The 26179-nt window shown below is 66.7% G+C and carries 23 protein-coding genes and 2 pseudogenes; 12 read left to right on the top strand and 13 right to left on the bottom strand.

All coding sequences use genetic code 11. From position 1 onward, the window contains the following. Positions 1-142: 142 nt before the first annotated feature. Positions 143-469, top strand: coding sequence for an FAD-dependent monooxygenase (locus tag ACZ49J_RS41620; protein ID WP_467456301.1), 327 nt, complete (start codon positions 143-145; stop codon positions 467-469). Beyond that, a complete protein-coding gene (locus tag ACZ49J_RS41615) occupies positions 466-1419 on the top strand; it encodes an FAD-dependent monooxygenase (protein ID WP_467456300.1) in 954 nt (317 codons plus the stop codon). The genes ACZ49J_RS41620 and ACZ49J_RS41615 overlap by 4 nt, the downstream gene beginning before the upstream one ends. Before the next feature lie 153 nt (positions 1420-1572). On the opposite strand, the gene ACZ49J_RS41610 is transcribed toward ACZ49J_RS41615, so the two are convergent. Continuing rightward, on the bottom strand, positions 1573-1854 hold the full coding sequence (locus tag ACZ49J_RS41610; protein ID WP_467456299.1) for a transposase: 282 nt from the start codon (positions 1852-1854) through the stop codon (positions 1573-1575). A 690-nt stretch (positions 1855-2544) separates the two neighbouring features. Between ACZ49J_RS41610 and ACZ49J_RS41605 the strand changes: the two genes are divergently transcribed. Continuing rightward, positions 2545-3102, top strand: coding sequence for a transposase (locus tag ACZ49J_RS41605; protein WP_467456297.1), 558 nt, complete (start codon positions 2545-2547; stop codon positions 3100-3102). A gap of 117 nt (positions 3103-3219) precedes the next feature. Here the strand turns inward: ACZ49J_RS41605 and ACZ49J_RS41600 are convergent, their stop codons facing one another. The 4 genes from ACZ49J_RS41600 to ACZ49J_RS41585 form a co-directional block, all read right to left on the bottom strand. Continuing rightward, positions 3220-3738, bottom strand: a complete 519-nt coding sequence (locus tag ACZ49J_RS41600) for a hypothetical protein (protein ID WP_467456296.1) — start codon at positions 3736-3738, stop codon at positions 3220-3222. 9 nt (positions 3739-3747) lie between these two features. Continuing rightward, positions 3748-5697 (bottom strand): primary-amine oxidase, encoded by a 1950-nt coding sequence (locus tag ACZ49J_RS41595; RefSeq protein WP_467456294.1) that lies wholly within the window; start codon positions 5695-5697, stop codon positions 3748-3750. A gap of 29 nt (positions 5698-5726) precedes the next feature. Beyond that, positions 5727-7172: an aldehyde dehydrogenase family protein gene (locus ACZ49J_RS41590; protein WP_467456293.1), complete on the bottom strand. Its 1446-nt coding sequence runs from the start codon at positions 7170-7172 to the stop codon at positions 5727-5729. Between the two features lie 85 nt (positions 7173-7257). Then, positions 7258-7854, bottom strand: a complete 597-nt coding sequence (locus ACZ49J_RS41585) for a TetR/AcrR family transcriptional regulator (RefSeq protein ID WP_467456292.1) — start codon at positions 7852-7854, stop codon at positions 7258-7260. Between the two features lie 139 nt (positions 7855-7993). On the opposite strand from ACZ49J_RS41585, the gene ACZ49J_RS41580 reads away from it, so the two are divergent. The 4 genes from ACZ49J_RS41580 to ACZ49J_RS41565 all read left to right on the top strand — a co-directional run bounded on the left by ACZ49J_RS41580 (position 7994) and on the right by ACZ49J_RS41565 (position 13706). Continuing rightward, positions 7994-8404 carry a YybH family protein gene (locus ACZ49J_RS41580; RefSeq protein ID WP_467456290.1) on the top strand — a complete coding sequence of 137 codons (411 nt, stop codon included), beginning with the start codon at positions 7994-7996 and terminating at the stop codon, positions 8402-8404. A gap of 10 nt (positions 8405-8414) precedes the next feature. Further along, on the top strand, positions 8415-9782 hold the full coding sequence (locus ACZ49J_RS41575; RefSeq protein WP_467456289.1) for an FAD-binding oxidoreductase: 1368 nt from the start codon (positions 8415-8417) through the stop codon (positions 9780-9782). Between the two features lie 359 nt (positions 9783-10141). After that, entirely contained in the window at positions 10142-12085 is a 1944-nt protein-coding gene (locus ACZ49J_RS41570) for an MFS transporter (protein WP_467456288.1), read from the top strand. Between the two features lie 265 nt (positions 12086-12350). Beyond that, entirely contained in the window at positions 12351-13706 is a 1356-nt protein-coding gene (locus tag ACZ49J_RS41565; RefSeq protein WP_467456287.1) for a serine hydrolase domain-containing protein, read from the top strand. 49 nt (positions 13707-13755) lie between these two features. Here the strand turns inward: ACZ49J_RS41565 and ACZ49J_RS41560 are convergent. Beyond that, positions 13756-14693, bottom strand: a pseudogene (locus ACZ49J_RS41560) (IS1634 family transposase); the annotation flags it as partial. A 71-nt stretch (positions 14694-14764) separates the two neighbouring features. On the opposite strand from ACZ49J_RS41560, the gene ACZ49J_RS41555 reads away from it, so the two are divergent. Next, complete coding sequence (locus tag ACZ49J_RS41555; protein ID WP_467456286.1) at positions 14765-15949, top strand: IS701 family transposase; 1185 nt, start codon at positions 14765-14767, stop codon at positions 15947-15949. A 410-nt stretch (positions 15950-16359) separates the two neighbouring features. On the opposite strand, the gene ACZ49J_RS41550 is transcribed toward ACZ49J_RS41555, so the two are convergent. Genes ACZ49J_RS41550 through ACZ49J_RS41540 form a run of 3 tightly spaced genes read right to left on the bottom strand, consistent with a single transcriptional unit; the run spans position 16360 to position 19116 of the window. Then, positions 16360-17322, bottom strand: a complete 963-nt coding sequence (locus ACZ49J_RS41550; protein ID WP_467456285.1) for a PDR/VanB family oxidoreductase — start codon at positions 17320-17322, stop codon at positions 16360-16362. Continuing rightward, complete coding sequence (locus ACZ49J_RS41545; protein WP_467456284.1) at positions 17319-17816, bottom strand: aromatic-ring-hydroxylating dioxygenase subunit beta; 498 nt, start codon at positions 17814-17816, stop codon at positions 17319-17321. Before ACZ49J_RS41545 ends, ACZ49J_RS41550 begins: the two co-directional genes overlap by 4 nt. Next, positions 17809-19116, bottom strand: a complete 1308-nt coding sequence (locus tag ACZ49J_RS41540; protein ID WP_467456282.1) for an aromatic ring-hydroxylating oxygenase subunit alpha — start codon at positions 19114-19116, stop codon at positions 17809-17811. Before ACZ49J_RS41540 ends, ACZ49J_RS41545 begins: the two co-directional genes overlap by 8 nt. 154 nt (positions 19117-19270) lie before the next feature. On the opposite strand from ACZ49J_RS41540, the gene ACZ49J_RS41535 reads away from it, so the two are divergent. Both ACZ49J_RS41535 and ACZ49J_RS41530 read left to right on the top strand, forming a co-directional pair. After that, positions 19271-19540, top strand: coding sequence for a hypothetical protein (locus tag ACZ49J_RS41535; RefSeq protein ID WP_467456280.1), 270 nt, complete (start codon positions 19271-19273; stop codon positions 19538-19540). After that, entirely contained in the window at positions 19531-20811 is a 1281-nt protein-coding gene (locus ACZ49J_RS41530) for an amidase (RefSeq protein ID WP_467456279.1), read from the top strand. The genes ACZ49J_RS41535 and ACZ49J_RS41530 overlap by 10 nt, the downstream gene beginning before the upstream one ends. Here the strand turns inward: ACZ49J_RS41530 and ACZ49J_RS41525 are convergent. From ACZ49J_RS41525 to ACZ49J_RS41515, 3 genes are all read right to left on the bottom strand, one after another. Next, positions 20791-21360, bottom strand: a complete 570-nt coding sequence (locus ACZ49J_RS41525) for a nuclear transport factor 2 family protein (protein ID WP_467456278.1) — start codon at positions 21358-21360, stop codon at positions 20791-20793. The two genes, ACZ49J_RS41530 and ACZ49J_RS41525, sit on opposite strands and share 21 nt — an antisense overlap. Further along, complete coding sequence (locus tag ACZ49J_RS41520) at positions 21357-22160, bottom strand: IclR family transcriptional regulator (protein WP_467456276.1); 804 nt, start codon at positions 22158-22160, stop codon at positions 21357-21359. Before ACZ49J_RS41520 ends, ACZ49J_RS41525 begins: the two co-directional genes overlap by 4 nt. A gap of 87 nt (positions 22161-22247) precedes the next feature. Continuing rightward, positions 22248-22433 (bottom strand): hypothetical protein, encoded by a 186-nt coding sequence (locus tag ACZ49J_RS41515; protein ID WP_467456275.1) that lies wholly within the window; start codon positions 22431-22433, stop codon positions 22248-22250. Here ACZ49J_RS41515 and ACZ49J_RS41510 point away from each other — a divergent pair. Both ACZ49J_RS41510 and ACZ49J_RS41505 read left to right on the top strand, forming a co-directional pair. After that, positions 22417-22509 (top strand): annotated as a pseudogene (locus ACZ49J_RS41510) (hypothetical protein); the annotation flags it as partial. The gene ACZ49J_RS41515 and the pseudogene ACZ49J_RS41510 overlap by 17 nt on opposite strands. A gap of 388 nt (positions 22510-22897) precedes the next feature. Continuing rightward, complete coding sequence (locus ACZ49J_RS41505) at positions 22898-24091, top strand: IS481 family transposase (RefSeq protein WP_467456274.1); 1194 nt, start codon at positions 22898-22900, stop codon at positions 24089-24091. 113 nt (positions 24092-24204) lie between these two features. Here ACZ49J_RS41505 and ACZ49J_RS41500 read toward each other — a convergent pair whose 3' ends face one another. Continuing rightward, the gene (locus ACZ49J_RS41500) at positions 24205-25860 is read right to left on the bottom strand and encodes an IS1182 family transposase (RefSeq protein ID WP_467456272.1); all 1656 of its coding nucleotides are present in this window, start codon (positions 25858-25860) and stop codon (positions 24205-24207) included. Between the last annotated feature and the right edge of the window lie 319 nt (positions 25861-26179).

Here is a 26179-nt window from a genome sequence, read left to right as displayed (position 1 = left end):
TCACACAAAAGTAACCGGGCATCCGACCCGGGGCCATGCGGGAGCACGGATCACTTTTTGAGCAGCACAGGTCAGGGCCCATCACCACAATGACCGCCCACCTCCGAATCACTACAATCAGGAAGCAGCCAGGAGCAAAGCCATGCACATCGACATCGAGACAACGACGTCCGGCGATCAGATAGCCGCCGAAGGGGCGCGAGGTAAGCGGGTTGCCATCGTGGGGGCTGGACCCGGCGGGATCTCTGCCGGAATCGCCCTGCGGCAAGCCGGATACCATGTGCGCATCTTCGAGCGCAACGACGCGATCGAGGCATTGGGCGGCGCCATTCTGCTCAACGCGGTTGGCATCGACATTCTTCGCTCCTACGGCGTTCAGGTCGACGATCTGTACACCGCGGGGATATCAGAGTTCCGTCGGTACGACGGACATTTCCGGGCACGCTGGAGACTGATGAGGAGCTCTTGAAGAGAGCCGGAGTCTCGGGCTGGATCTCCGGGATGATGCGCTCAGAGGTTTACGAACGGATGTTGCGCGTTGTCCCCAGCAACATGATCCAGGTCTCTGCGCCAGTGGAGCGCTATACCGAGACACCCGACGACGTCACGCTGCACTTCGCTGACGGGTCGACCTACGAAGCCGACCTGCTCATCGGGGTCGATGGCATCAATTCCGTCATTCGTCGACAGCTGTGGGGGCCCTCGGAGCTCAAGCACCTCGGCATCGCCGTCTGGCTTGGCTGGTGCGAACTGGAGGGGCCGGAACGCACACACATGGTGCTCCACCACAGCGACCGCCACCAACTCGGCTACGCGCCGCTCCGGTTCCGAGGCAAGAACTGCTTCGAGTACTGGTTCGTGGAACCCTGCGCCGAGGACCAGCCCGCACCTGAAGAGCCGTTGCCGTACATGCGAGAGCGTCTGAAGGACTTCACCTATCCCGTTGCCGATCTGCTCGACGCCACCGACCCGGAACACGGACTTTTCCGATGGGTCGTCAAGAGCTGTGATCCGCTCGACGCATGGTCACGAGGCAGGGTTACTCTGCTGGGAGACGCTGCCCACCCGACCTCGCCGTACGCCGGCTACGGAGCCGGCATGGCGATCGAGGACGGCTTCTTCCTCGGCCGGTACCTGGCGGGCACGGACCTGTCCGAAGCTGCTGCACTGCGGGCAGGACTGACGAAGTACGACAGTCAGCGTGTCGCATACTGCAATCGCGTGACGACGTTCGCTCGAACGCTCGGCAAGGTCTTCCACAACGTCCCCTGGCCGGTTCGTCGGTTCCGGGACTTCATGCTCGATCACACGCGCATCCCGGAGAAGCAGATCAACAAGGGCTACACCGAGGACGCCCAACTGCTGCTGGAAGCGATCCTTGAGGCCGAGTACAGCGGTGGTACGCAAGAAAGCCCGTGAATAGCAGGGCAGGCGGCGCTCGCGCGCGGCGCCGCCGGGCAGCCATCACCGCGGCTGGGTGAACGGCATCGAAACCATTGAGTGCTTGCGAGCCGGACGTCAGAGCGGCAGGCGCCGGCAAGCCAGTGCGTCGGCTTCCACGTGTTCTCGTGTTCAGCAAGATGAGGAAGGCAGTGGGAAATTCGGAGACGGCGATCGCACACGCGTGAGCATCACCATGGTCTGGCAGTTGCGGACATCGCCGGTCAGCCCACAGTGCTGGAAGGCCACCCCAACCGACTTGGTGCCCTTCTTCTGCGCCTGCGTGTCATCGATAACGAGTGAGGCGTCCTCGCAGCCCAGATGCGTGATGATGTAATCGCGGACCGCGTCACGCAGCCGGTCGGCGTCCCACACCGATCCATTCAGCAGCCACTGCATCCGGTCCGCGGTCACACACCCGGCACGCTCCGACAGTGTCCAGCCGTTCTTCTTCGGCAGCTCCGCCAGCAGCCCTCAACGAACTGCGCGAACACCACCCGAGGCTCCGGCCGGTTGAACACCCCAACGAACCCGTCGATGAGGGCAGTTCGGCATCCCACCCGGCTATCTGCTCAGCCGACACACCCAGCATCATGCCCGGTCAACGACGCCACGCAGGCTCCGTCACAACGGGCACTGGTGCTCGCCACACTGCGCACGGTCGGCACCAAGTTGTACCACCGACACCGTCCCTTACCGCCTGCTCCCAGCCCATGACAGGCGGGTTCCGCCGACCGCGCGACCGGTGGAACCCAAGCGGCTTCTTCCGGGGGCACAGCCGCGTGAGGTCTCCGCACACGCGGAGATGTTGGCGGTCACGCCGAGACCATCTACTCGGGGTCCGCAGTGGGCCATCTCAGCTCAGAACCATGATCAATCTCAGCACCAAGGCTGTACCGATGTTCTCCAAGGCCAGTCCCGCCAAAGAAGCGCTGCCTGAGACACCCTGGGTCTGAGACAGCCGTTCAGGTCACATAACCCCGTCCAGGACATCGAGATGACCGACACGATCCACGACGAGCTCGCCGAGCGGCAGTTGCTGCCCGCGAGCATGTCGTCGATTCCGGCTACATCTCCCCGGCACACATCGAACGGGCACAGCGGGTGCACGGCATAACCCTGCTCGGCCCGGTCGTCGCCGACCACAGCAGCCAGGCCAAGGCCGGTTCGGGCTTCGGCAAGGCCGTCTTCACCATCGACTGGGACAACGAGCAGGCGATCTGTCCACGCGGGGCCACGAGTGTGTCCTGGACCGAGCTGCGGATGAAGGGGAACACCTGTCTGCAGGCCCGGTTCGCCGAGGCGGACTGCCGATCCTGCCCGGACCGCACCCGGTGCACGTCCTCCGCGACCCGGCCCCGCTCAGTAGCCGTGCTGCCCCGGCGCTGCATGAGATCCGGACGCAAAACCGGCTCGACCAGCAGACCGAGCAATGGCAGCACCGTTACGCGATCCGCGCCGGCATCGAGGCCACCCTCTCGCAGAACGTCCGGGCTCACGGGCTGCGACGCTCGCTACCGCGGCCTGGCCCGCACCCACGTCCCGCACGTCCTCACCGCGATGGCGTGCAACGTCGCCCGCGTCGCCGACTGGATCGACACCGCACCCAGAACACGACGCCGGGCCACCCACTTCCGCACTCTGTGCTCAGCCACCGCATGACCGGCCCGACATCTCGAACCCGGGCATCGGGCACACGCGCATCCGGTCGGCGAGGCGTCACCCCGACGGGATCGTTGGCGTCGATGGTCTTCATGCGTGCTCCCGCACCTGCGCCGTTCAGATCACCAACATCACGGCCATCGCGGCCACCGAGACCGCGCTCATCCCCACCTCGAGACGGGAGAACCCGGCTTTGGCGAGGACGAACCGTGATGCTGCGTACGCCAGGTAACCAGAGGCCGCTGCTATCCCGAGGAAGTCGAGAAATGGCGTGATGGAGTGACCGGTATTCGACATGCTCGACATCTCCATGGCTCCCATGTGATGCATGCCGGCTGTCGGGTCGGAAGTCATCGGCGGCATCAGGACGATCAGGAGGCTCATCACGCCGAGCTCGGCGATGCGCATGGTCCGCATCGTCCCGGCTGCGACGAATTGTGCGGCTGCGGCCAAAGCGAACACGAGGCCCCAGCCGGCTTCCGGGAGCAGACGGGCCCCGCCCAGCATGACGTCGGACATTCCGCAGAGCATCACCACCATCGCCAGCAGACCGAGCCAGTGGGCCCGGCGGTGCAGGCAGCAGCCGAGACCAATCCCTGCCGGCAGCAGCGATCCGACGGTGAGCGCGGTCTGCACCGGTTGCCCTCAGTGGCCGCAGGTGCAGTGGCCGGGAACGCAGTGGGAGCAGCCCTCCGGTGCGCAGTGGGCCTTGGACTGTTCCGGAACGTCGAGCGCCGGGGACCTGTCGAAGAAGTTGTTGGGGATGAGGTAGAAGGTGGCCACCTCATTGGGCATGACAGGCCAGTCCTCTGAACGTGGGATGTGCGTGACGCCGACCGTGTGCCACAGCACCACGTCGGTGTTCTCGATCGAGCGGTTGGCCCGCGTCCAGGCAGGGAGGCCGGCGCCGGACCGGTCGCCGTTGGGGACGTCGCCGGCGGAGTGCAGTTCGTCGGGCGCGTACGGCGTCACCCAGAGATTCTTGGTGGCGAATCCCGCTCGCGTGACCATCAGCGACGGCTCCTGGGCGATGAGCGTGTCCTGCGCCCATCCCGGCAGCAGTTTGTAGCCGACCGGAACGCCCCAGGCGTTGGTCTTGTTCGCGTTGATCACCGTCCAGGACCGGGCGGTGTGCGGGCTGGTCATGCCGTTGCCATCCTGCTCCGTCTTGAGCAGGGTCTTGGTGACGCGGATGGCGTTGCCGTACGGGTTTCTCGGACCGATCGGCTCTCCGTCGACGTCGCCTTGGACGACCGAGTTCTGCCACCCGTCGACCTCCATGTCGAGGCGGAAGCTGAACAGGTGCTGGTGCCATGTGGCGGCGAGGTTCTCGGCGATCACGCTGGCGTTGGCCGGAACCTGGCCCGCGTCGTAGGAGATGGTCTGGACGACACCCATGAGCTTGGTGTCGACCTCGATGTGTCCGTCCTGGAAGAAGTTCCAGTAGAAGCCGTAGTGGTAGTTGCCCACGGTCGTGATGAAGCTCACGACGAGCTTGCGCGAGCGTCGCACGTCGACGTTCCCGGTTACCCAGTCGGTGTGCTTCCAGAGGATGCCGGCGTCCTCCTCGTGGATGCAGATCGCGTTGGGGATGACCTGGGGGTTGCCGTCGTCGTCGGCCATCACGGCGTCGAGATAGGTGATGTCCCCGAGGCAGTCGCAGCCGAGGACGAGCGAGTTTGCCATCCTGCCGAGTCCGAACTCGCCGGCGTCGAAGGCACTGCGGAAGTAGTGCGCCTCCTCCGGAATACCGTAGGGCACCACCATCTCGGCCAGGGAGGCGCGGTGGATGACCGATCGGAAGTTCGCGGGCTCCCCGGACCTGGAGTCGTCGTACTCGATGCCGGACAGCACCAGGCCGTCGATCGGATGCATGTTGATCCGGAAGCGCCACTTCTGCCAGTTCATCTGTGGGCCGTCGAGGCGGAAGCTCGGGCCGTCGGGCTGGATGATGTCGAGCGCCTTGATGTCGTCGCGCATGGGGCCGTTGTGCTCGGCCGTGTAGTTGTTGCACGCCTGGGGCAGCGGCTTCACGCCGGAGTCGCGGATCTCGTAGACCTCTCGCCTGACGGTGTCGACGATGGCGATGACGCCCTCGACGATGTGGGCGTAGGCGTTGTCCTCGGGGAAGTGCCGGTAGTACGAGACGCATGCCCACAGACGGCGACCGCGCAGGTCGACATCGGAGAGGTTCCCGGTCCCGAACGGGTCCAGCTGGACGAGGCTGAGATCGGTGATGCCGCGCTTGGCGAGCGCCTCGACGTACGTCGGGTCAGCCTTGGCGACCTGCTCGACGATCTCGACCTCCTCGTGAAGCATCTGGGCGCCACCCTCGGTGAGCTGGGTCGAGGAGACGATTCGCTTCAGGTCGAGGTCGATGAGCACGTCATAGGTCGCCGCGGAAGTGCGGTCGAGTACCAGCGCCCGGGCCTGGCGCGACACCGCCTCACCCGCGCGGAGCCTCGCCTTGTCCGGCTCCTGGGTGAACATGGCGCCAAAGCCGGGACGTTCGCCGCCGATGCCCGCCTTGCGGATGAGGGCGGACGCCGCGGCGATCTCGTCGGCGGTGAGGGAGTCGAACAACGGGCTGTGCATGGGGTGCCTTTCGGGCGCCTGGGAGCGGCTCAGGTGAGGTTGATGAATGTGGTGCGGGTCTCGGTGAACTCGTCGATCGAGTAGGGGCCGAGCTCGCGGCCCCATCCGCTGAGCCCGAGACCGCCCCAGGGTGAGGCGGGGTCGATCAGCGGCAGCTGATTGACGAAGACAGTGCCCGCCTCGATGCGTGCCGAGAGGTTGTGCGCTGTCTTGAGGTCCTGGGTCCACACGACACCGACCAGGCCGTAGGACGTGTTGTTCGCTCGGGTGACGGCTTCGTCGAGGTCGTCGTAGGGCATGATCGAGATGACCGGGCCGAAGATCTCCTCCTGGGCGATGGTCATCTCGTCCGTGACGTCGGTGAAGACGGTCGGGCGGTAGAAGTAGCCGCTTTCGAGGGCGCCCCCGACGCGCGATCCGCCGGTCACCAGTTGGGCTCCCTCGTCGTTACCCGACCGGACGTAGCCGTCGACGCGACGAAGGTGTTCGTCGGAGACGAGCGGCCCGACGATCGTCTCGGGGTCCTGGCCGGGGCCCACCTTGAGGGAGTCGGCCGCGGCCGCGATCTTGGTCGTGAATTCGTCGACTTTGGACCGGTGGACGAAGAAGCGAGTGAACGCGCCGCACGCCTGGCCGGTGTTGAACACGGCGCCGCGGAGGTTGCCGATCACGGCGGCGTCGATGTCGGCGTCGAGGCACACGATGCTCGCGGCCTTGCCGCCGAGCTCGAGGCCGACGCGCTTCAGGTCGGCGCCGGCGGTCCGGGCGATCTCCTGACCCACCGCCGTCGAGCCCGTGAAGGAGATCATGTCGACGCCTCGATGGGCGGCCAACGCCTTCCCGGCCTCGGGGCCGCCGGTGACGAGGTTGACGACCCCGGCGGGGACGCCTGCGTCCAGACAGAGCTCCGCGAGACGGACCGTCGACAACGGGGTCTGCTCCGCAGGCTTGAGGATCACGGCGTTGCCCGTTGCAAGGGCCGGAGCGAGCTTCCACGCTGCAATGTCCAGAGGGAAGTTCCACGGGGTGATCAGGCCGACGACGCCCAGTGGAGCGCTCCGCTGGAGGCTGAGCTGGCCGGGGATCGAGACGGGCGAGATTCTGCCCTCGATCTTCGTGGCATAGCCCGCGTAGTACCGGAAGACCTGGGCAGCGAGGGGGAGCGAGATGCCGGTGGAGATGAACGTCGGCTGGCCCTGGTCCAGCGTCTCGAGCGCCGCGATCTCGGTCGCGTTCTCCTCGAGGAGCTCCGCGACGCGCCACAGGATCTTGCCGCGCTCGTCGAAGCTCATCGCCTGCCAGACATCGGACTCGAATCCCGAACGCGCTGCCACGACAGCGGCGTCGACATCAGCAGCGCCGGCGTCGGCAAACGTCGCGATGGCCTCACCGGTCGCCGGGTTGATGGTTTCGGCCGTGGTTCCTGAATCGGCGTCGACCCACTCATCTCCGATGAGCAACTTGGTCGCTTTCACGAGCAGCTCCTTGTGGTGCGAGATGCTCGTGACCGTGCCACGCGATCAGCGCGGACGCATCACTACGGTCCGCTGACCGAACCTGTCAGGACGGAGCATGAGCTGCCTGTCGCTGGAGCAGGCGCAAGACATCGCGGATCCTGTCCAGCACCAGTTCGGTGCGCTCGTCGGACTGGTAGACCGCGTGCTGCAGGATCAAACCGTCGATCGCGGCGAAGATCAAGGCAGCGATGGAGCCGTCGTCATCGTCGATGCCCGCGTTGTCGAGAGTCCCCGTCACCTCGTCGAGGTAGAACGTGTAGAGCGCCTGAACCCGCTCCAGGGGCACTCCACCGCGCACGGCGCGGAGTAGGTAGTCGTACTGAAGCATGCCGCGGGTGCGCTCGCCGGAGACCACATCGACGAGATCGAGTCCGAAGTGGTCGATGCTTTCGGCGTGCAGCCGGGACTCTTGCGCGTCGAGTTGTGCTGCCCGCTCGAGCGCCTCGGCGAGCATCTGGGTACCAGTGCCGAAGTAGAAGCGCACCAGACTGTGCGACAGCCCTGCCTGGGCAGCGACCGACCGGTAGGTGACCTTGTCGATACCCTCAGTGCTGGCGACGTGGATCGCGGCGTCGAGCAGGCGCGTGCGGGTGTCGGGATCGGTGCCTTCAGGTCCCCGTCGGGACGTCGACTCAGCCATGGAACCATCATGCCCGAGCGATCGAGCTGGGTTGGTGCGCGCCGAGCCGGTCCGTTGAGCGAACCGACGCGTGGGCGGGGCCCGGCGGCACGGGTACCAATAGCCGGACCTTCCATCACGACACAGGACAAGGGCACCGATGACTGACGACGAGACGGCAGTCCGCGCCGCGTGCACGGCCTTCGGCAAGGCGATGCAGGCGATGGATCTCGAGGCGATGAAAGATCTGTGGGACGACGGCTACGAGCACCTGGTCTACCAGCCGGAGGAGTACGAAGTCGCCTGCACGACATGGGACGAGATCGTCGACTACTGGCGCTACATTCCGGGAGTCGTCGGCCGGATCGTCGAATGGCGTGAGATCAGCAGCGACGTCGCTGTGCTCGGCAATGCCGCGCTCGTCTACTCGCGGTGGCACACCGCATTCGAGTTCAAGGACTCCGGCGAGTTGCTCGCCGGCGACATCCGGTTCTCGGTCGGTCTGCGTCGGACTGACGGTGGTTGGCGATTCATCCATTGCCACGAGTCGCGCCAGCTCGTCGTCGGATGAGGGCACGACCATGAGTACGGGAGCTCCACAGCTGTCACGCGGGGAAGCAGGTTTCGCTGAGCGCCTGCACGGGCTGGTGAACAACAAGCTGCGGTTCGACCGCGCACCCGACCTCGTCGTCTCGCCACGGACCGAAGACGAGGTCATCGCCGCGGTCCGCGGTGCAGCGGCGTACGGCCGGAAGGTCGCCGTCCTTTCCGGCGGCCACAGCTGGATCGCCGCTCCGCTGCGCGAGGGCGGCGTCCTGGTCGACATGTCGGCCTTCACCTCGATCTCGATCGATGCACAGGCGCGCACCGCCAGGATCGGGCCGGCCGCGCGGGGTGGCGACGTCGCCAGGGCTCTTGCCGCCGAGGGATTCTGCTACGCCTCGGGGCATTGCGGGGCCCCCGGAACCGGGGGCTACCTGCTCGGTGGCGGCCTCGGGCTGAACTGGGGCCACTGGAAACCCGCGTGCTACTCGATCAGGAGCGTCCGGGTGGTGACGGCCTCCGGCGAGCTGGTCACCGCCACCGCGACCGAGAACCGTGACCTGTGGTGGCTCGCGCGCGGCTCGGGCCCTGCTTTCCCCGGTGTCGTCACCGAGTTTGAGATCGAGTTGCAGGACCGTCCCAGGGCAACGCATGTCTCGTCGTGGGCGTTCGACTTCGACGACGTCGCCGCGGTCGGGCGCTGGGTCACCCAGGTCTCACGAGAACTGCCGTCTCATGTGGAGGTCTTCACGGCCGCGTCTGGGCCGGCACGGCATGAGCACCTGCCGGCAGACGGCTTCCCTGACCGGATCGTCACCGTCGTCGCTACTGCGTACGTCGACTCCGAGGACGAGGCGCGCACGGCATTGGCGCCGTTCGCGCAGGGGCCAGGGTTCCCAGCACTGACGGCCGAGGAACTGGTGCCGGTGGCGTTCGAGGAACTCCCGGCGTCATTCGACGCGGAGTATCCGGAGGACCACTGCTACATCGCTGATGCCTTCTGGACGGATCTCGATGTAGAGGCCGTCACGGCTGCGCTGAAGGAGAAGTTCACGGAGGCGCCGTCTGGCATGAACAACTTCGGGGTCATCATGCCGGGTCACGGCGAGCTACTGGGCCTCGCCCCCGAGGAAGCGGCGTACTCCATGGACAAGCCGACCCTGGTGATGGCCTACGCGATCTTCGGGGAACAGGAGGCCGCCGAACCGAACAGGAAATGGATGGCGTCGATGTCGGCGATCCTGGAGCCGATCAGCTCGGGGAACTTCGTGAGCGAGTGCGACATCCAGTCATACCCGCGACGACTGCCGGGCTCGTTCTCGGAGCAGAGCTGGACGCGCATCGTGGAACTGCGCGCGAAGCTCGACCCGCTCGCGATGTTCGGTCTCCCCGGCGACGACGCGTGAGCGTGTCCTCACGTTGCGTGTGATGCGGCCCCTTGACGTGCTCGCACAATGCAAAATCCGGTGAGAGTGTCCGCTACCGCCCGCACCTTTCCCACCCGGACGTTCGCCTGTGGCACGTGCGACTCTCTGGCCGGGACACTCAGGAGTTCTGGCCAGGACACTGCTCACAGCGCCTGTGCTGCGGCGTGGGACGTGGCCTCGACCTGCCGTGCGACATGGTCGGTCATCTTCCCCCCGATCTCGCGACCCAGACCCGCGAATGAGTCGTCAACGCGGTCAGCAACCGTCCGGTGAATGCGTCTTTCGCTCGGACGATCTATCCACAGTGGGCCCGCCCGCTACCGCAAAGAGGAGATTACATGGCCATCGCATCTGCGGCCCCGCAGCGGCTCTCTCGCGTCTGGGACCGACGGTTGGTCCATTATCCGAGCAATGGTCCGAGGTCTGTGTACCTGGGGATCACGGTGCTGGCAACGATCACGCTCTACTACGAGCTCTATGTGCAGGGCGCGGTCGCTCCCAAGATTGTTCAGGACTTTGGTTTCACCTTCGCCGAATTCGTCTACGTTGGGGTGGTCGGCGGGTTGGTCGGTGCGTTCGCCTCTCTGGGTGCTGGCCTTGCGGACAGGTTCGGACGGGCGAACCTGGTCGTCGGCGGGCTCCTCATCACCGCGCTCCTGGTCGGTTTCGCCATGCCTGCGGCCGGCTCCAAGACGGAGTACGCCGTGATTTACGCGCTGGTCAGCATCGTCGAGGGCATGGCGCTCGTCGCCACCCCTGCCCTGATCCGAGATTTCTCTCCCCAGATCGGCCGCGGCGCCGCAATGGGCTTCTGGGCATTGGGTCCTGTCCTCGGCAGCCTCCTGCTCACGCAGGTGTCGAGCCGCACACTCGACAGTCACCCCCACTGGGAATGGCAGTTCCACGTAGCCGGCTACTTCGGGCTGGCCGTCTGGGTGCTCGCCCTGCTGTGGTTGCGGGAACTCTCGCCCGCCTTGCGCGATCAGCTCATGGTCAGCATGCGCGACCGAGCACTGATCGAAGCACGCGCTGCGGGAATCGATCCGAAGGCGACGCTCGCAGGAAGTTGGCGGCAGATGCTGCGACTGGACATCATCGGATCATCGCTCGCCGTGAGTTTCTACCTGATGTTCTACTTCGTGCTCGTCAGTTTCATCGTCGTCTACTTCACCACGGTCTACGGCTACAGCGAGGCTGAGTCGAACTCATTGGCCAACTGGTTCTGGGCGCCGAACGCCATTGCCCTGGTCGCGGCCGGGTTGTTGTCGGACCGGCTGCGGGTGCGCAAGCCATTCATGCTGGTCGGAGCCGCGGTCAGCATGGTGGGTCTGGGACTTTTCGCTGCCGCGGCGACGCACCCGTCCACGTCGACCTCCGACCTGAAGTTCTCCCTCGTGCTCGCGGCGGTCGGCCAGGGGATCGCCTACGTCGCCTGGATGGCGGCGTTCACCGAGACCGTCGAAAAGCACAACCCAGCGGCCACAGCTACGGGGCTGGCGGTCTGGGGCTACACGATCCGACTCGTGGTGACAGCCGCCTTCGCCGTATTCCCGTTCGCTATGCCGGCGGTCTCCACGCTGATGAACGACGGACCGCGGGTCCAGCAGATCGTCGCGGCCTACCCAGCCCAGGTGAAGGTGCTGCAGACGGTCGACGGTGCCACGCTCGCAGCACTCAAGGCGAACCCACAGGACCAGGCGGCCCAGGTCGCGGCTCTCTCGCAGCTGTCCGGCATGTCGGCCGAAGATGTGACGAAGATCCTCACGCTGAGTGCGAAGTACAGCGCCGAGCTCAAGACCGCGGCGGCAGTCGACCCGGCCGTTCTCGGCGTACTGGCCACCGAGCCAACCAATGCGGCGGCCACTGCGAAAGCGGTCGGACAGATCGTCGATAGGCTGGGCGTCGGGGCACGTGAGGCAGCCGCCCGCCTTCAGGCGCTGGGTGCCGTTCCGGCCGCAGACTTCGGCTTCCTGCAGACCAAGGGCGCCGCGGTCCAGAACGCAGGAGCACGACTTCAGTCAGTCTCGCAGATCCCCCCTGCCGATCTGGCCTTCCTTTCGGCCCACGCCGTCGACGTACAAGAGGCCGCGAAGGACAACCCGCGGCAGTGGCAGCGATGGTGGTGGATCTGTCTTCTTGGTCAGGTTCTGTTCCTGCCCTGCGTGCTGGTCCTGACCGGCCGGTGGAACCCCAGGAAGGCCCGCGAGGACGAGCTGAAGCACGAACTTCTGGTTCGGGCCGAGATGGACCGCTTGAGGACGCCCGAGCCTGATACGGCGTGACGCGCCCACGTCACTTTGCCGACGCCTGCCCAAAGACCGCGATCGCTCGCCGGGGCTGTATTGCTCAGCCTGACAGGCGCTGATCCCGGCCCCACTCACGGCGGTGGGGTGCCCAGGACTTTGCCTTCGCTATCCCACCGCCGTCTCAACGATCGCCAGAACGCGCGCAACCATGTAGCACGACTCGATCGCAGGGAACGCCCGAACCACGTGGCTCCCAAGCTCGGGCCGAGCTGACGCGAACGGGGGACAGTAGCGTATGGCCATGCGCGAGGCGCCCGAGCCGGACTATCGCGACCTGGTCGAGCGGGCCGCCGACATGATCTACGCCCTCGATCTCGAGGGCCGCGTCACCTATCCAACTCCCTCCCGAAGGACCACGATGTCAGCTCACACGCGCGCCAACACCGTTCCATTCCTGCTGCGCTACCTCGGTCGCAAGGCGATCAGGTCGTCGACGCCGGCCTCGCTCGCCGACGTCGGGCTATTCACCGGTGCGCCGCAGCACGACACCTTCCCGCGCATCCGCGACCTCGCTCCGACGAGGAGCATGCCGGCCGCGTCGAGACCGTTCGCCTGGCCGACAGGCCCCAGTGTGCAGCTGCCGACGAGCTATCGGTTCGATGGCCGAACGCGGTCCACCGCGGAGTTCCTGGTCGAGACCGACACCGCAGCGCTGCTGGTCCTGGTCGACGGGGCGATCCGCTACGAGGGCTACTGGTTGACGGGCGGGCCGAAAGTCACCTGGCTGTCGATGTCGGTCGCCAAGAGCTTCGTGTCCTGCCTGGTCGGCATCGCTCTCGAGGAGGGATTGATCGGCAGCGTCGACCAGCCGATCAGCGACTACGTTCCGGTCCGGCCCGGCTCGGCGTACGACGGCGTGTCGATCGAGAAGGTGCTCACCATGTCCTCTGGAGCCCGCTGGAACGAGGACTACAACGATCCGGGGTCCGACGTCCACCAGATCTCCCGTGCGATGCTCGGCCTGGGGGGCGGCCTCGACGGCTACGTCGCCCGCATGGTCAGGGAGACGGCGCCCGACACCGTGTGCCGGTACAACTCCGGGGAGACCCAGGTCCTCGGGGCGCTCCTGGCGCGGGCGACCGGACGCACCGTCGCGGACTACATGCGCGAGAAGCTGGTGGAACCGCTCGGATTCGAGTCGCCTGGCTTCTGGATCACGGACCTGCGCGGAACCGAGATGTCCTATGCCGGTCTGAACCTCACCGCCCGCGACTTCGCGAAGCTCGGCGAGCTCTACCGCAACGGCGGCATCTGGGAGGGCCGGCGGATCGTCTCCGAGGAGTGGGTGCGGAGGTCCACGAGCGTGAACTCGCCGACCCGGGAACCGGGCCGTCCGATCGTCGGGGACCAGCCCGTCGACCTCGGCTACGGCTACCAGTGGTGGCTCCCGGCCGGGACGCGCGGCGACTTCTGCGCAATGGGCGTCCTCAACCAGCTCGTCTACGTCGATCCCGGCACCAGCACGACGATCGTGAAGCTCTCGGCGAATCGCAACTTCGGTACGTCCCACGACGAAGCCACCAATCGCGATATGGAGAACCTCGAGTTCCTCCGCGCCATCGCCATGCACGTGAGCCGGAACGAGGCCGATGCCTGAGCCGCTCCGCGCGCCAGCCCAGCCGCAGATACTCGCTTGGTTCGGGCAGCGCGTTGGCGAGCGACGTTGAAGCCTCGATCGCCTCGCGTTCGTGGTGGAACATCGGCCGGGCCGCGAGGTCGGTCTTGGACATCCGGAAGGACTGCTCGACATGCCACAGGTTGTGGTAGCCACCGATCACCTCGCCGGCGCCCATGATGTCGGCGGGGATGTTGGTGACGTAGCCCTTCAACCCGACCAGCCCCCGTGCTCTGGCGAGCGAGGCTTCGTCCAAGACGGTCGGGCCGTTGCGGGTCTTGACGAACCGTGGGGTCCGGGCGGTCTTCTCTCGGCCACGACAGTGCGGGCTTCGTTCTCCTGCAGGGTCAGCGTCTTGTTGTCCCGCACCGCCCGCTTGGTGGAGTAGGCCCACACCGCCCGCCACGACTTCGCATGCAGGGTCGGGTCTCAGACCGGCTCGGCACGCTTCATCGGTCACTCGTCTTCGCGGCGGGTCCGCGTTGGTCGCGCGGGGTGATGGTGTCGATGATTTGCCCGTCGGTGAACGCGGTGCCGCGCCAGCGGAAGTGGGACTCCAGATCCTTTGGCGCCTTCGTCACCCGTGAGCCGACGATGAACCGAAGGCCGGCCTCGTCCAGGTCGCGCAGGTTCGAAGACGAGAGCATCCCGGCATCGGCGACGACGACCATGTCGACGATGCGATGGCGCTCTTGGAAGGCCTTCACGATCGGGACGATCGTGAGTGTCTCGGCCTTGTTGCCCTCGATGCAGCCGATCTCGAGCGGGAAGCCGTGTCGGTCGACCAACAGTCCGACCACGATCTGGGGGTCGACACGACGTTCTTTGGGAGTAGCCGACCTTGCGGAGCTCGTCCTCCGTCTCTGCTTCGAAGTAGAGCGTGGTGACGTCGTAGAGGACCAGGATCACGTCGCAGTTGGTGGCGGCGTGGTTGAAGCAGGCGGCAGCGATCTGGCCGCGGTAGTCGCGTTCCTGAGCGCGCCCTAGTACTGCAACGGTGCTTGCGGTGACTGCTGGCCAGTTCTGTCGTTGGTGTGGTTATGGGTGGGGACCTTGCTGATGTCCGGCTGTGGGCCGGTGAACTGGCCGCGGTACACGGGCGGTTCGTGCACCGGTTCAACCGGGAAGAGCCGCGTCAGTCGGCGCTGGCCTACATGCGAGGACTGGTGGCACCGCTGGAACGCAAGAACGGCTGGACACTGGCGGAACAGGCCGGTCATGCCGGCCCCGACCGTATCCACCGGTTGCTGAACCGGATCGAGTGGGATGCCGAGGAGGTCCTGGATGACGTACGTGACTACGTCGTGGAACACCTCGGCGACAGCGAAGCCGTCCTGATCGTCGATGACACCGGCTTCCTGAAGAAGGGCATCCGCTCGGCCGGGGTGCAAAGGCAGTACTCCGGCACCGCCGGGCGCACGGAGAACTGCCAGATCGGTGTGTTCCTCGCCTACGCCACCGGCCGCGGACGCACCCTGGTCGACCGGCGGCTGTATCTGCCCACCTCCTGGACGGACGACCGGGATCGCTGCCGCAGGGCGGGCATCGACGACACGGTCGGGTTCGAGACGAAGGTGGCCATGGCCAAGGCGATGGTCCGCCGTGCCATCACCGAGAAGATCCCGTTCGGCTGGGTGACGGCGGACGCCGCCTACGGCTACAGCAAAGGCTGGCGGTTCGAGCTGGAGCAAGCAGATGTCTTCCACGTCATGGCCACCACCCGGCACGACACCGTCGTCACCCGCTGGTCCATCGACCACCCCGTGCACGAACTGTTTCCCGGCCTGCCACGGCAGAAGTGGAAACGCCGATCGTGCGGACAGGGGGCCCACGGCCGGCGGATCTTCGACTGGGCCCGCGTCGAGGTCCGGCCCTGGCACCGCGAGGACCGTCGTCACTGGGTCCTCGCCCGCCGCAGCGTGAGCAGGCCCGAGGAGATCTCCTCCTACATCGCCTACTGTCCGGCCGACACCACGCTGGACGAGCTGATTCGCGTCGCGGGCAGCCGGTGGGCCGTGGAGGAATGCTTCCAGACCGCGAAGCAGGAATGCGGCCTGGACGACTACCAGGTCCGCCGCTACCCGGGCTGGCACCGCCACATGACGTTGGCCATGGCCGCCCACGCCTGCCTGACCGTACTGCGGGCCCGAGAGCTGGACACGGAAAAAGCAGAAACGGATCCTCCCAGCTCATCCACCTCAGTCTCGCCGAGATCAGACGCCTGATCACCCGCCTCACCGACCGTCGCCCCACCCCGGTCGACGACATTCTGCACTGGTCACACTGGCGACGACGACGCCAGCACCAAGCCCGCATCAGCCACTACAAACGACGCGGACACAGCCCCTGAAAACTGCCCAGCAATCAGAACAAGCACCGTTGCAGTACTAGGGACCTGAACATCGTGCGTAGCGATCGACTCCACCCACGTCGAGGTCGAGCACTTCTTGGCCCTCGTGAAGGCGCCGACGAGCCTGTGCCACCAGCACCGCCAACTCCGCGTCGGTGCGCGCTGTGCCTACATGCTCGATGACCACATCACGCCCGTCGCGGCGCTCAGCGATCTGGATCTTCGTGGTGCCTGCACGGCCCGGGGACTTCCCTGGGCCGTGCAGGTTCGATTCTCGGCGGTGTGTCAGTACAGCTCGATGACGAGCCTGTCGGTGCGGGCGCGCGAGACGCAGAGCGCGATCTCCTTGTTCGACGCCTTCGCCGCCGCGGAGAGGCAGTGATCGCGGTGGTCGGGGATGCCGTCCAGGACACCCGAGACGCAAGAGCCGCAGATCCCCTCCTGGCAGGACTTGAACACCTCGATGCCGTTCTCCTCGAGCACAGTGAGGATCGACGTGCCCACAGGGATCTCGAAGGTTTCACCGGTGTCGAGCTCCACGGTGAACGGCGTGTCGTCGGCGCTGTCGACGTTGTCGGCGACGAAGTACTCGACGTGGATCTGGTCATCGCCCAGGACCGCCGATACGACAGAAGTGACCTGGGCCATGAAGCCGTCCGGTCCGCACGTGTACACGTGACTGTCAGGCGTGAGGTGGCCGGCGTGCTCAGCGAACACATCGAGCTGTGCTTGACGGGGTACGCCGACCACGAGGTGGACCCTGTCGGCGAACTCGACCCGGTTCTCCAGGAGGTCGAGGAAGGCAGCCTCTTCGCGGGAGCGCACGACGTACAGGAGGTCGAACTCGGCGCCACGCTGGTAGAGGTCGTACGCCATCGCGAGGAGCGGCGTGATCCCGATGCCTCCGGCCACGAGCAGGTGCCGGTCGGCATCGTCGGCGATCGCCAACAGGTTGCGCGGTTTCCCGATCTTGAGACGGTCACCGACCTGAACCTCGTGCAACGCCGAAGAGCCTCCCCGTGATGGCGACTCGCGCTTGACGGCGATGACGATCGAGGACGGATCGTTGGGGTCGCTCGCGAGGGAGTACTGCCGAAGGACGCCGGTCGGTCCGGTCACGTCGATGTGCGCGCCTGCTGCGAACGGTCCGAAGGGGCGCCCGTCCTCGTGCACGAGTCGCAGGGCTCGGATGCTCGGCGTCTCGGAGACGATCTCGGCGACTCGGACGACGACACCGGTGTCGCTCACAACAGGAACCCCGCAGCGGGGACGGCGTCGTCGCTGTCGATCAGCCGGACCACCTTCCGGCCGACGAGGTCTCCGGAGTCGGCCAGGCGGATCGTGTGCGTGACCTCCCCGGCCCACACGTCGTGCCGACCGCGCTTGAACGCGACGAGCACCTGCGCCGATCGGAGCGACACCTCGGTGTCCGTCACCTCGATCGGCACGAACCGCGAGACCGTGCGGATTGTGCGGGCCGCGTCGACGGCGGCGATCGCGTGTCCCTCGGTCAGGCGTTGCACCCGCAGGTCACGCATGTGCGCGTCGTCGTACACCATGTTGAGGGTGTTCGCGAAGTCTTCCGTCTCGCGGTCGACCGGGACGACGTAGTGGGCATCGGGCGCGTAGAGCTGTTTCCAGGCGTGGTACTCCTTGCGGTCGAGCAGATCCGCCTCGTGCCAGATCAGCTCGATCGCGCGCACGATGCGCGGGTCGCTCAGGGTGTGGGGCGCCTCAGTCATCGCTCATCATCTGCTTCCACTTGGCGTAGGCCGTGCGCATGCCGGTCTCGTCGGTGACGTGGGAGGTGGGCCAGCCCTCTGGGCTCCTCGCCTCGCGGCCGAGACCTCGATTGACCATGATCGGCATGTCGGGGCCTGCCTGCGCTCCGCGCTGGACCCGGTCCCAGCCCTCTGCGTCGTCGGGTGTCCCGAAGCCGAACGGTCCCTGGAAGTGCTCGTGCACCCGCAATCGGTCGCGGTTGACCGGGCCCACCATCTCCTCAGGGCCGTCGGCGCCGAGTGCGATGTGCTCGATGACTGTCTCGTCGACGCTGATCGGCCGGAGCACGCGGAAGAACGAGATCGAGAGGGACACGTTCGGGAAGAGGTTCAGGTTGAATCCGGTGCCGTGCATGGCCCGGACCAGCTTGCGGACCTGTGCGTCGTCAGCGCCGGCAGCCTTGAGCTCTGCGACGAGGGTGTCGAAGCGGCCCTGCAGCTTCTCCGAGCCGTCGTCGATGTCGAGGTCCGAGTGCTCCGGCACCATCTGCATCACCGAGTGGCCGTTGCCGAGGTCGTGGGTGACACAGTCGGGGTCGGTCATGAAGCTCATCATGTCCGCGGTCTCGGCATCGACCGATGCCATCCATGAGCGGTGGACGATGGGGAAGTGGTAGCCGTCGGTCGTGTTCTCGAGCTGGATCTTCCAGTTGCCCTTGAACTTGAACGTGTGCGTGCCGAGCACCTTGATCGGGAATCCGCCGCCTTGCTTCATGAATCGGTCGATCCACAGCCGTGCGTCACCGAGGAAGTCGTCGAGTGGCTCGACGTCCGGATTGAGCGTCGCGAAGATCATTCCGCCGTAGGACTCGGTGCGGAGGTGCCGTAGGCCCATGCCCTCCTTCTCCATGACGCCTTCGTAGCCGTCGGGGTAGGGGATGCCTCGCAAGGCACCGTCCAGGCCGTAGGACCACGCGTGGTAGGGACAGGTGAAGCCGTTGGTGGTGCCCTTCCTCTGCTCGCACACGCTCGCGCCGCGATGGCGGCACCGGTTGAGGAGGGTGTTGACATTCCCCTTGCGGTCCTTCACGACGATGACCGGCTGGCGGCCGACGTGCGTCGACTTGAAGCTACCGGCCTTGGGCAGCTCGGACTCGTGCGCGACCCAGATCCACGTCCGCTCGAAGATCTTCGTCATCTCTTCGTCGAAGATGGCGGTGTCCGTGTACATCCGGCCCGCGACCCGGTCGGCCTGGACCAGGTCCGAAGCGGCAAGCTCGTAGATCGTGTCGGGACTGAATCCGGTGGGCGTGGTGGTCATGGCAGTCATGCTGCGGCGCCCCTGGCGAGTCCTCCATCGCTCGGTCCGGTCAGCGAACCCCGACGTCCACACTGCGACTCGGTTCGACGTACGGTCGGTGGTACCGCGTCCAGAGCACCATGATCGGGGCGGCCCGAAGCACGAGCGAGGAGTCATGACCACATCGGAGACCGGCCACCGCATGAGGCTCACCTGCTACAACGACACCCATGGGTGGGGGTGGAAGCACGTCGATCTCTTCGTGCACGATGCCGCGGGACGCGAGCTGAACTGGGTGCACTGGGCTGTGTCCGACGATGGGCCCGATGCCGCGGATGCCGTCACCGCGAAGGTCGAGCCGACGTTGCGCCGCACGTCGCAATGGCGGCACGCCCAGTCCGACAGTGGGATGGATTACTGGGTGGCTGACGTCGAGTGGGCCTGACACTGTGGCAGCCGTGGTCGCTGCGCGCCGTGGTGGCCGACCTGGCCGAGGGACGCACCACGCCGAACGAGGTTCTCGCGCAGTCGCGGGCACGGATCGCCGAGACGGAAGATCTCGTGAAGGCCTGGGTCGCGCTCGACGAGACCGCCGAAGCCGTCGGTTCCGGCCCTTTGGCGGGAGTGCCGCTAGGAGTCAAGGACATCATCGACCTGGCAGGCTTCCCGACGCGCTGTGGTTCGGCGCTCAGAGCTGACGTCGCGCCACCCACCGTCAACGCGGCGATCGTCGACGCGTGGCGCGGCACGGGCGCGACGCCGCTGGGCAAGACCGTGACGACCGAGTTCGCCTTCTTCTCACCTGGGCCGACGCGCAATCCAGCTGACACCGGTCATACTCCCGGTGGCTCGTCGAGTGGATCGGCTGCCGCCGTCGCGGCCGGCCAGGTACCGCTCGCGATCGGTACCCAGACGGCTGGGTCCGTTACCCGCCCAGCATCCTTCTGCGGCGTCGCCTCCCTGGTGATGACGCACGGCCGTTTTCCGACCGACGGTGTCGTCGGCCTGAGCGAGAGCCTCGACAGCCACGGCGTTTACGCGGCGACCGTCTCGGACGTCGCGCTCGCCTGGTCGGTCTTGGCCGGCGAGCCCGATGTCGGGGCAGCCACGAGGCCGGCCCCGCGGTTGCTGCTGTGGACCGCAGCGCCACTCGGTGTGGTGAGCGATGAGATGGCGGCGGTGCTGACCGTCTCGGCGAATCACCTTCGCGCCGCGGGCGCCACGGTCGAGGAGTTCCCGCTCGAGCGCCTCGTCGCCGAGGTGACGGCGGCGCACAGGGTCGTGATGGCGTACGAGGCAGCGCGTGAGCGGGCGTTCGAGCTTTCTCGTGCCGACCAGCTGAGCACACCGCTGGCGGACCTCCTGCTCACCGGCGCGACGACCAGCCAGGCGGACTACGCGCTCGCCCGGTCGGTGATCGCCCATGGCCGGCGCCGTGTGGCCGAGCTGTTGGCGACATGTGACGGGATCATCGGCCCGGCTGCTCCGGGTGCTGCTCCCCTGGGTCTCGGTTCGACCGGGGATCCGGTTCTCAGCCGTGCTTGGCATTCGCTGGGCCTGCCGGCTGTGGCCCTACCGGGGCTGCGCGATCCCGCGGGCATGCCGCTCGGTCTGCAGCTCATCGGTAGGGCCGGAGGCGAAACCGCTGCGCTCGCCGCGGCGGTCTGGGTGGAGGCGGAGCTGCAGAAGGTGACGTCACGGGCGGAGGAGCACTGACGCCTTCGGGTAGTCGCTGGCGAAGTTGTCGGGAAGAGGAACGACGAAGACGTTCTCTGTCCGAGTCCGCGCGACCTTCCAAGTGCCGTCGACGCGCCGGAACAGGTTGTTCAGCCGGCTCCCGCGAACGAGGCCGCGCCCGTCGCTGAACAGCCACGGCTGGAAGTGGATCCACTGCCCGTCGGCGGTCTGGCCGTCGGGGTGAACATGGATCTGCTCCGACGTGAGGTAGTGCGCGTTCAGGACGAGTCCCGGCTCCCGGACCTCCGGCCAGAACCGCTGGAAGTGTGCGCGGATCTCAGCCTTGCCGACCGCCCTGCCGAACTGGTTGTCGTAGTACTCGCCCACGCCTTCCCAGACGGCGTCCTCGGTGTAGAGATCGAGGATCAGCTCGATTCGCTCGGCATCGTCGGTCACGCCGAACTCGGGCATCGGCGTGTCGCACAAGAACATGTAGCGCGCCTGCACCCGCCGGATGTCTGCCTCGGCTTCGAGCCTCTCGACACGGTCCTGGAGTGCGGCGAACGCGGCCTGATTGAACTCGGTCACGAGATCACCGCCAGAAGCGGCGCCTGCGGGCGGCGAGCCGAGCTGCGTTGCAGAGCCCTGCTGATCTCGTTCGACGCACCCCACAACGCGTGTACGACCTGCTGGTCGTCCTTGCGGTCGACCACCACCGTGGAGGAGATCGCCGCAATCACCTGGTCGCCGTACCTGACAGGAACAGCCACGGATTTGAACCCCGGTAGGCACTGCTCGTGCTCGTCAGCGAAGCGTTGGTTGCGGATCGACTCCAGCTTGGTGGTCAGCTGGGCCGGCGCGGAGACCCGGAAGGCAGCGAGCACGTCGGGATCGGTCGAGTCGACGTCATTCGGGTCGCCGTACGCGAGGAGGAGCCGGCCGGAGACGGTCTGGTGGCATGGCACGCGGGCGCCGACCGCGCGGAGCGGGGTCAGGTCACCGCGGCCCGCAAACCGCTCGAGGTAGACGCAGTCGGTGCCGTGCGCCGCGGACAGGTGCACGACGCCACGGAGCGCCGCGTGCAGATCCATCAGCACGGGGTAGGCCACTGATCGGAGTCGGGCAGGGCCGGGAACGAGCCGTCCGAGCTCGTAAATGCGCCAGCCCAGCTCGTAGCCTGCTGGGGTCCGGGCGAGGAGGCCGAGCTCAACCAGCTCGACCGCAAGGCGATGGGCACTCGCCTTCGGCACGCCCGAGCGACGACTCAGCTCGCTCAGGCCCAAGGTGGCGTTGCCGCCCGTGAACGCCTCCAGGAGGAGGCGTGCCTTGCCAAGTACCGAGCTCGGGTAGCTGTCGGTCTCGAGGGACTCGACCGTTGTCGCAACCATCTGTCTCCCTGGGATCTGAACGGCGTTGTCCATTTGGACAACGACAGTGTGGGCTACGGAACCGCCGTTGTCGAGCACACATCGCTTTCACGCACTCATGAGCCGAAAATCCATGAAGCTCGACAGGTTCGCTTGGACACGCACGGTCGCGTGGCGCAATCCCACGTCCTGCCCTTCGGGGCCGGTCTGGAGTGCTTGGCCCTGCGTGCGCCGCGACTTCAGCGCCACCGCTCCCGACCAGGTGTGGGCCGGGGAGATGACGGAGATCGTCACCAGCGAGGGCAAGCTGTACCTGGCCACCGTGATCGATCTGTTCTCGCGCCGCCTGCTCGGCTACGCGATGGGCGAGCGCCACGGTGCGGAGCTGGTGGCCGCCTCCCTGCATATGGCCGCGGCCACCCGCGGCGGCGACGTCAGGGGTGGGGCACCCGCCAGTCGCCCATCGGAAAGACCATCTGGGCCGAGCAGGCGCTGCCGCATGCGGCGCCGGATCACGCCGCGGCGCGTGGAGGAAGTGCGCTTGTGGCAAGCCATTATGGGGACAAGAGGTGTGCGTCGCCTCCCGGCCCCGTGGCGTCGCGGCTTCAACTGCTGGGCCTTATGCCAAAAGTGGATGTCAAAGGTCCCGGACCATGATCGGTCCGGGACCTTTGGCTGGTGCCCACGGCAGTGTCCTCGCTCAGGACATAGGAAACGGGTGTCTCAAGAGATAGGAAACGCTCAAGAGTCTGGCGGCTGTGTCGAAGGCCAGACTGATCATCACTGCTGTTGTCGTCGAGGGACGCTCCCAGGCCGAGGTCGCCCGCGCCTACGGGGTCTCCAAGGGCTGGGTCTCCAAGCTGCTCGCCCGCTACCGAGCCGAGGGCGAGGCGGCGTTCGAGCCGTGCTCCAGGCGGCCCAAGACCTCACCGACCGCGCTCGACGCGGAGACCGTCGAGGTGATCGTCCGGCTCCGCAAGGAGTTGACGGAACAAGGCCTGGACGCCGGACCCGACACGCTCGCCTGGCACCTGGCCCACCATCACCAGCGCACCGTCTCGCGGGCCACCATCAGCCGCTACCTGACCCGGCACGGGCTGGTCACCCCCGAGCCCGCCAAACGACCGCACTCGTCCTACATCCGCTTCCAGGCCGCCCTGCCCAACGAGACCTGGCAGGCCGACTTCACCCACTACCGCCTCGCCGACCGCACCGACATCGAGATCCTCACCTGGCTGGACGACTGCTCCCGCTACGCCCTGCACATCACCTGCTGGAAGCGGGTGACCGGCCCGATCGTCCTGGACACCTTCCGCCAGGCCGTCGCCACGCACGGCATCCCGGCCTCCACCCTCACCGACAACGGCATGGTCTTCACCACCCGCCTCTCAGGCGGCCGCGGCGGCCGCAACGCCCTGGAACACGAACTGCGCCGGCTGCACATCACCCAGAAGAACTCCGCCCCCAACCACCCCACCACCTGCGGCAAGGTCGAACGCTTCCAGCAGACGATGAAGAACTGGCTGCGCGCACAGCCCGACCAGCCCGCCACCCTGCCCCAGTTGCAGACCTTGATCGACCAGTTCGTCCACGCCTACAACCACCAGCGGCCCCACCGATCGCTGCCCCAGCGCGCCACCCCGGCAGCGATCTACACCACCCGGCCCAAGGCCATCCCCGCGCACAGTCGCGACGCCGACACCCACACCCGCGTCCGCCACGACCGCATCGACCAATCCGGCCTGGTCACCCTCCGCGTGGGCGGCAGGCTCCACCACATAGGCGTCGGACGGACCTACGCCCGAACCAGCGTCATCCTGCTCGTCGACAACCTCCACGTCCGTATCGTCAACGCCGCCACCGGAGAACTCCTACGCGAGCTGACCATTGCCCCCACCCGCGACTACCAGCCCCAGCGCCCCACCAACACGACGAAACCCCCGAACCCGTAGGTTCGAGGGTTTCCGATGTCCTGAGACATCACACATGGTGCCCACGGCAGGATTCGAACCTGCGACACCCGCTTTAGGGGCAATACTGTGACTCTGTTGGTGATCTTCAGGAGTCATCCGGCCGCTTCGGTACAGAGGGCGTGGAAGCGGCTTGATCGTGTACGTCCTCGGGGTGTTTCGGCGATCCAGTCGGCGGTGCGGGTGAGGTTGCAGGCCATGGCGGTGAGTACGTGCTGGACGTGCGTCTTGGCGAGCCCTCGATAGCGCGTACGCCGTAGGCCGTTGCTCCGGACGGTCTGGGAGAGCGTCGCCTCGGTGCCGGCGCGGACGGCATAGCGTCGTTGCCATTGCTCGGTCTGCTGGTCAAGGCGGTTTTGGACCTGGATCTCGTGCAACGGTTGTGGAAGCAGGGCGATCGAGCGGGGTCTGGTGGCCGAGGCGGTGCACGGGTGACGGTCCGGGCAGGTCAGGCAGTCGGCCTTGGCGAAGCGGAACTGAAGGTATTCGTGGTCCTGGATGCGGAGCGTCCCCGGCTGGGAGCTGGTCTTGCCGCGGGGGCACGTTGCCTGCTGTAGGTCCCAGTCGATGGTGAAGGCGGACTTCCCGAAGCCCTCGCCGCTCTTGGCCTGGCGGCTGTGGTCGGCGACGATCGGACCGAGCAGCGTGATCCCGTGGACCTGCTGGGCGCGTTGGACGCGGGCCGGGGTGATGTAGGCGGCATCGACCACGTGCTCGGCCGGGACCAGGGCGGCCTGGGCCAGTTCGTCGTGGATCTGCTCGGTGAGCTGGCCGTCCTGGACCGGGGCGATCGTGGTGGCCACGTGCACCACGATCTCGGGCCGCTGTTCCTCGCAGGTCTCGGTGTAGTGCACGCGGTAGCCGCTCCACTCGGTGCCGTTCTTGGTGCAGTAGTGCGCGTCGGTGTCGTAGGGGGAATCGAAGCGCAGGCTCGCCGGTGGCAGCGCGTGCCCGTCGCGCCAGCGGAGCTGTCCTTCCTCGTCCCAGTAGTAGTGGTGAACCCACACCTGTCGCAGAACCTCCACCTGGGGAAGGGTCCGCAGCCGGCCCGGTGCGCCGGGGGACCACAGAGCGGCCAGCACCTTCTGCCCGTCCCGTCCGAAGACCTCCGCCCGCGCGGTCACGGCCTCCGGTCCACCGGGCACCTTCCTGATCTCGATCTTCCGCCCGTACCGTTTGTCCCACTCAGGTTCGATCAGCGGCTGCAGCCAATCCGGCGCGATCACGGCCAGTTCCTCAAGGGCGGCCCGCAGGCTCTCCCCGACCAGTTCTAACCGGCTGAGCCGTCGCACCGCGGCCAGGACATACGTCGCGTCGGTACGCTGGCGCCCGCCGGCCTTCAGCAATCCCGCCTCGGTCAGCCGCGTGAGCATCACACGCAACAACCGGTCCGCCGCGTCGCCTTGCACCAGGCGAGCGCGGAAATCGCTCAGCAGTGAGTAGTCGAACCCGGTGTCCTCCAACTCCAGCCCCAGGGCGTACTTCCAGTCGATCCGAGTGCGCACCGCCTGAGCAGCCGCCCGGTCCGACAGGTCCTCGGCGAACTGGAGCACCGACACCAGCGCGAGCTGCCCCGGCGAGAACCCCGGCCGCCCATCAGCGGGATAGAGATCCGCGAACTCCTCGTCCTCGAACAGCACATCGAGGCGATCCCGCACCAGCATCGCGGGGGTTCCCTTCGGGCACGCCGCCCACGCTGTGCGCACCGTCCGCGCCGGAATCCGCTGGTAGTCCCCTGGCTGCAACGACATCAGGCCCGCCCCGACCTCGGCACCGCCCCGCTGCCTCCACTGAAGCACCGACCGGAACAGCTGTCAGCACCCGCTGAAGATCACCAACAGAGTCACGGCATTGGCTTTAAGGGGTCCTTTCACTATGCCCGTCCGGGTCGCGCGGCCTGGCACCGCACCTCGCCGCGTTGCCGAAAAGCCCTGGTAGCTCCTCCCCCACTCTCGGCTTCGCTCGAGCGGGGGGGGCCTCTATGTCTTTCGTCAAGCGAGGCGTGGGGTTCGGGGTTCGTAGAAGGTGCCGTCGCGGAGCATCGCGAACAGCACGTTGATTCGCTGGCGG

The organism is Streptomyces sp. NPDC030840 (genome assembly GCF_055572015.1).
The sequence above is the reverse complement of the archived record's forward strand: the minus strand, read 5'-3'. Positions and strand labels throughout refer to the sequence as shown.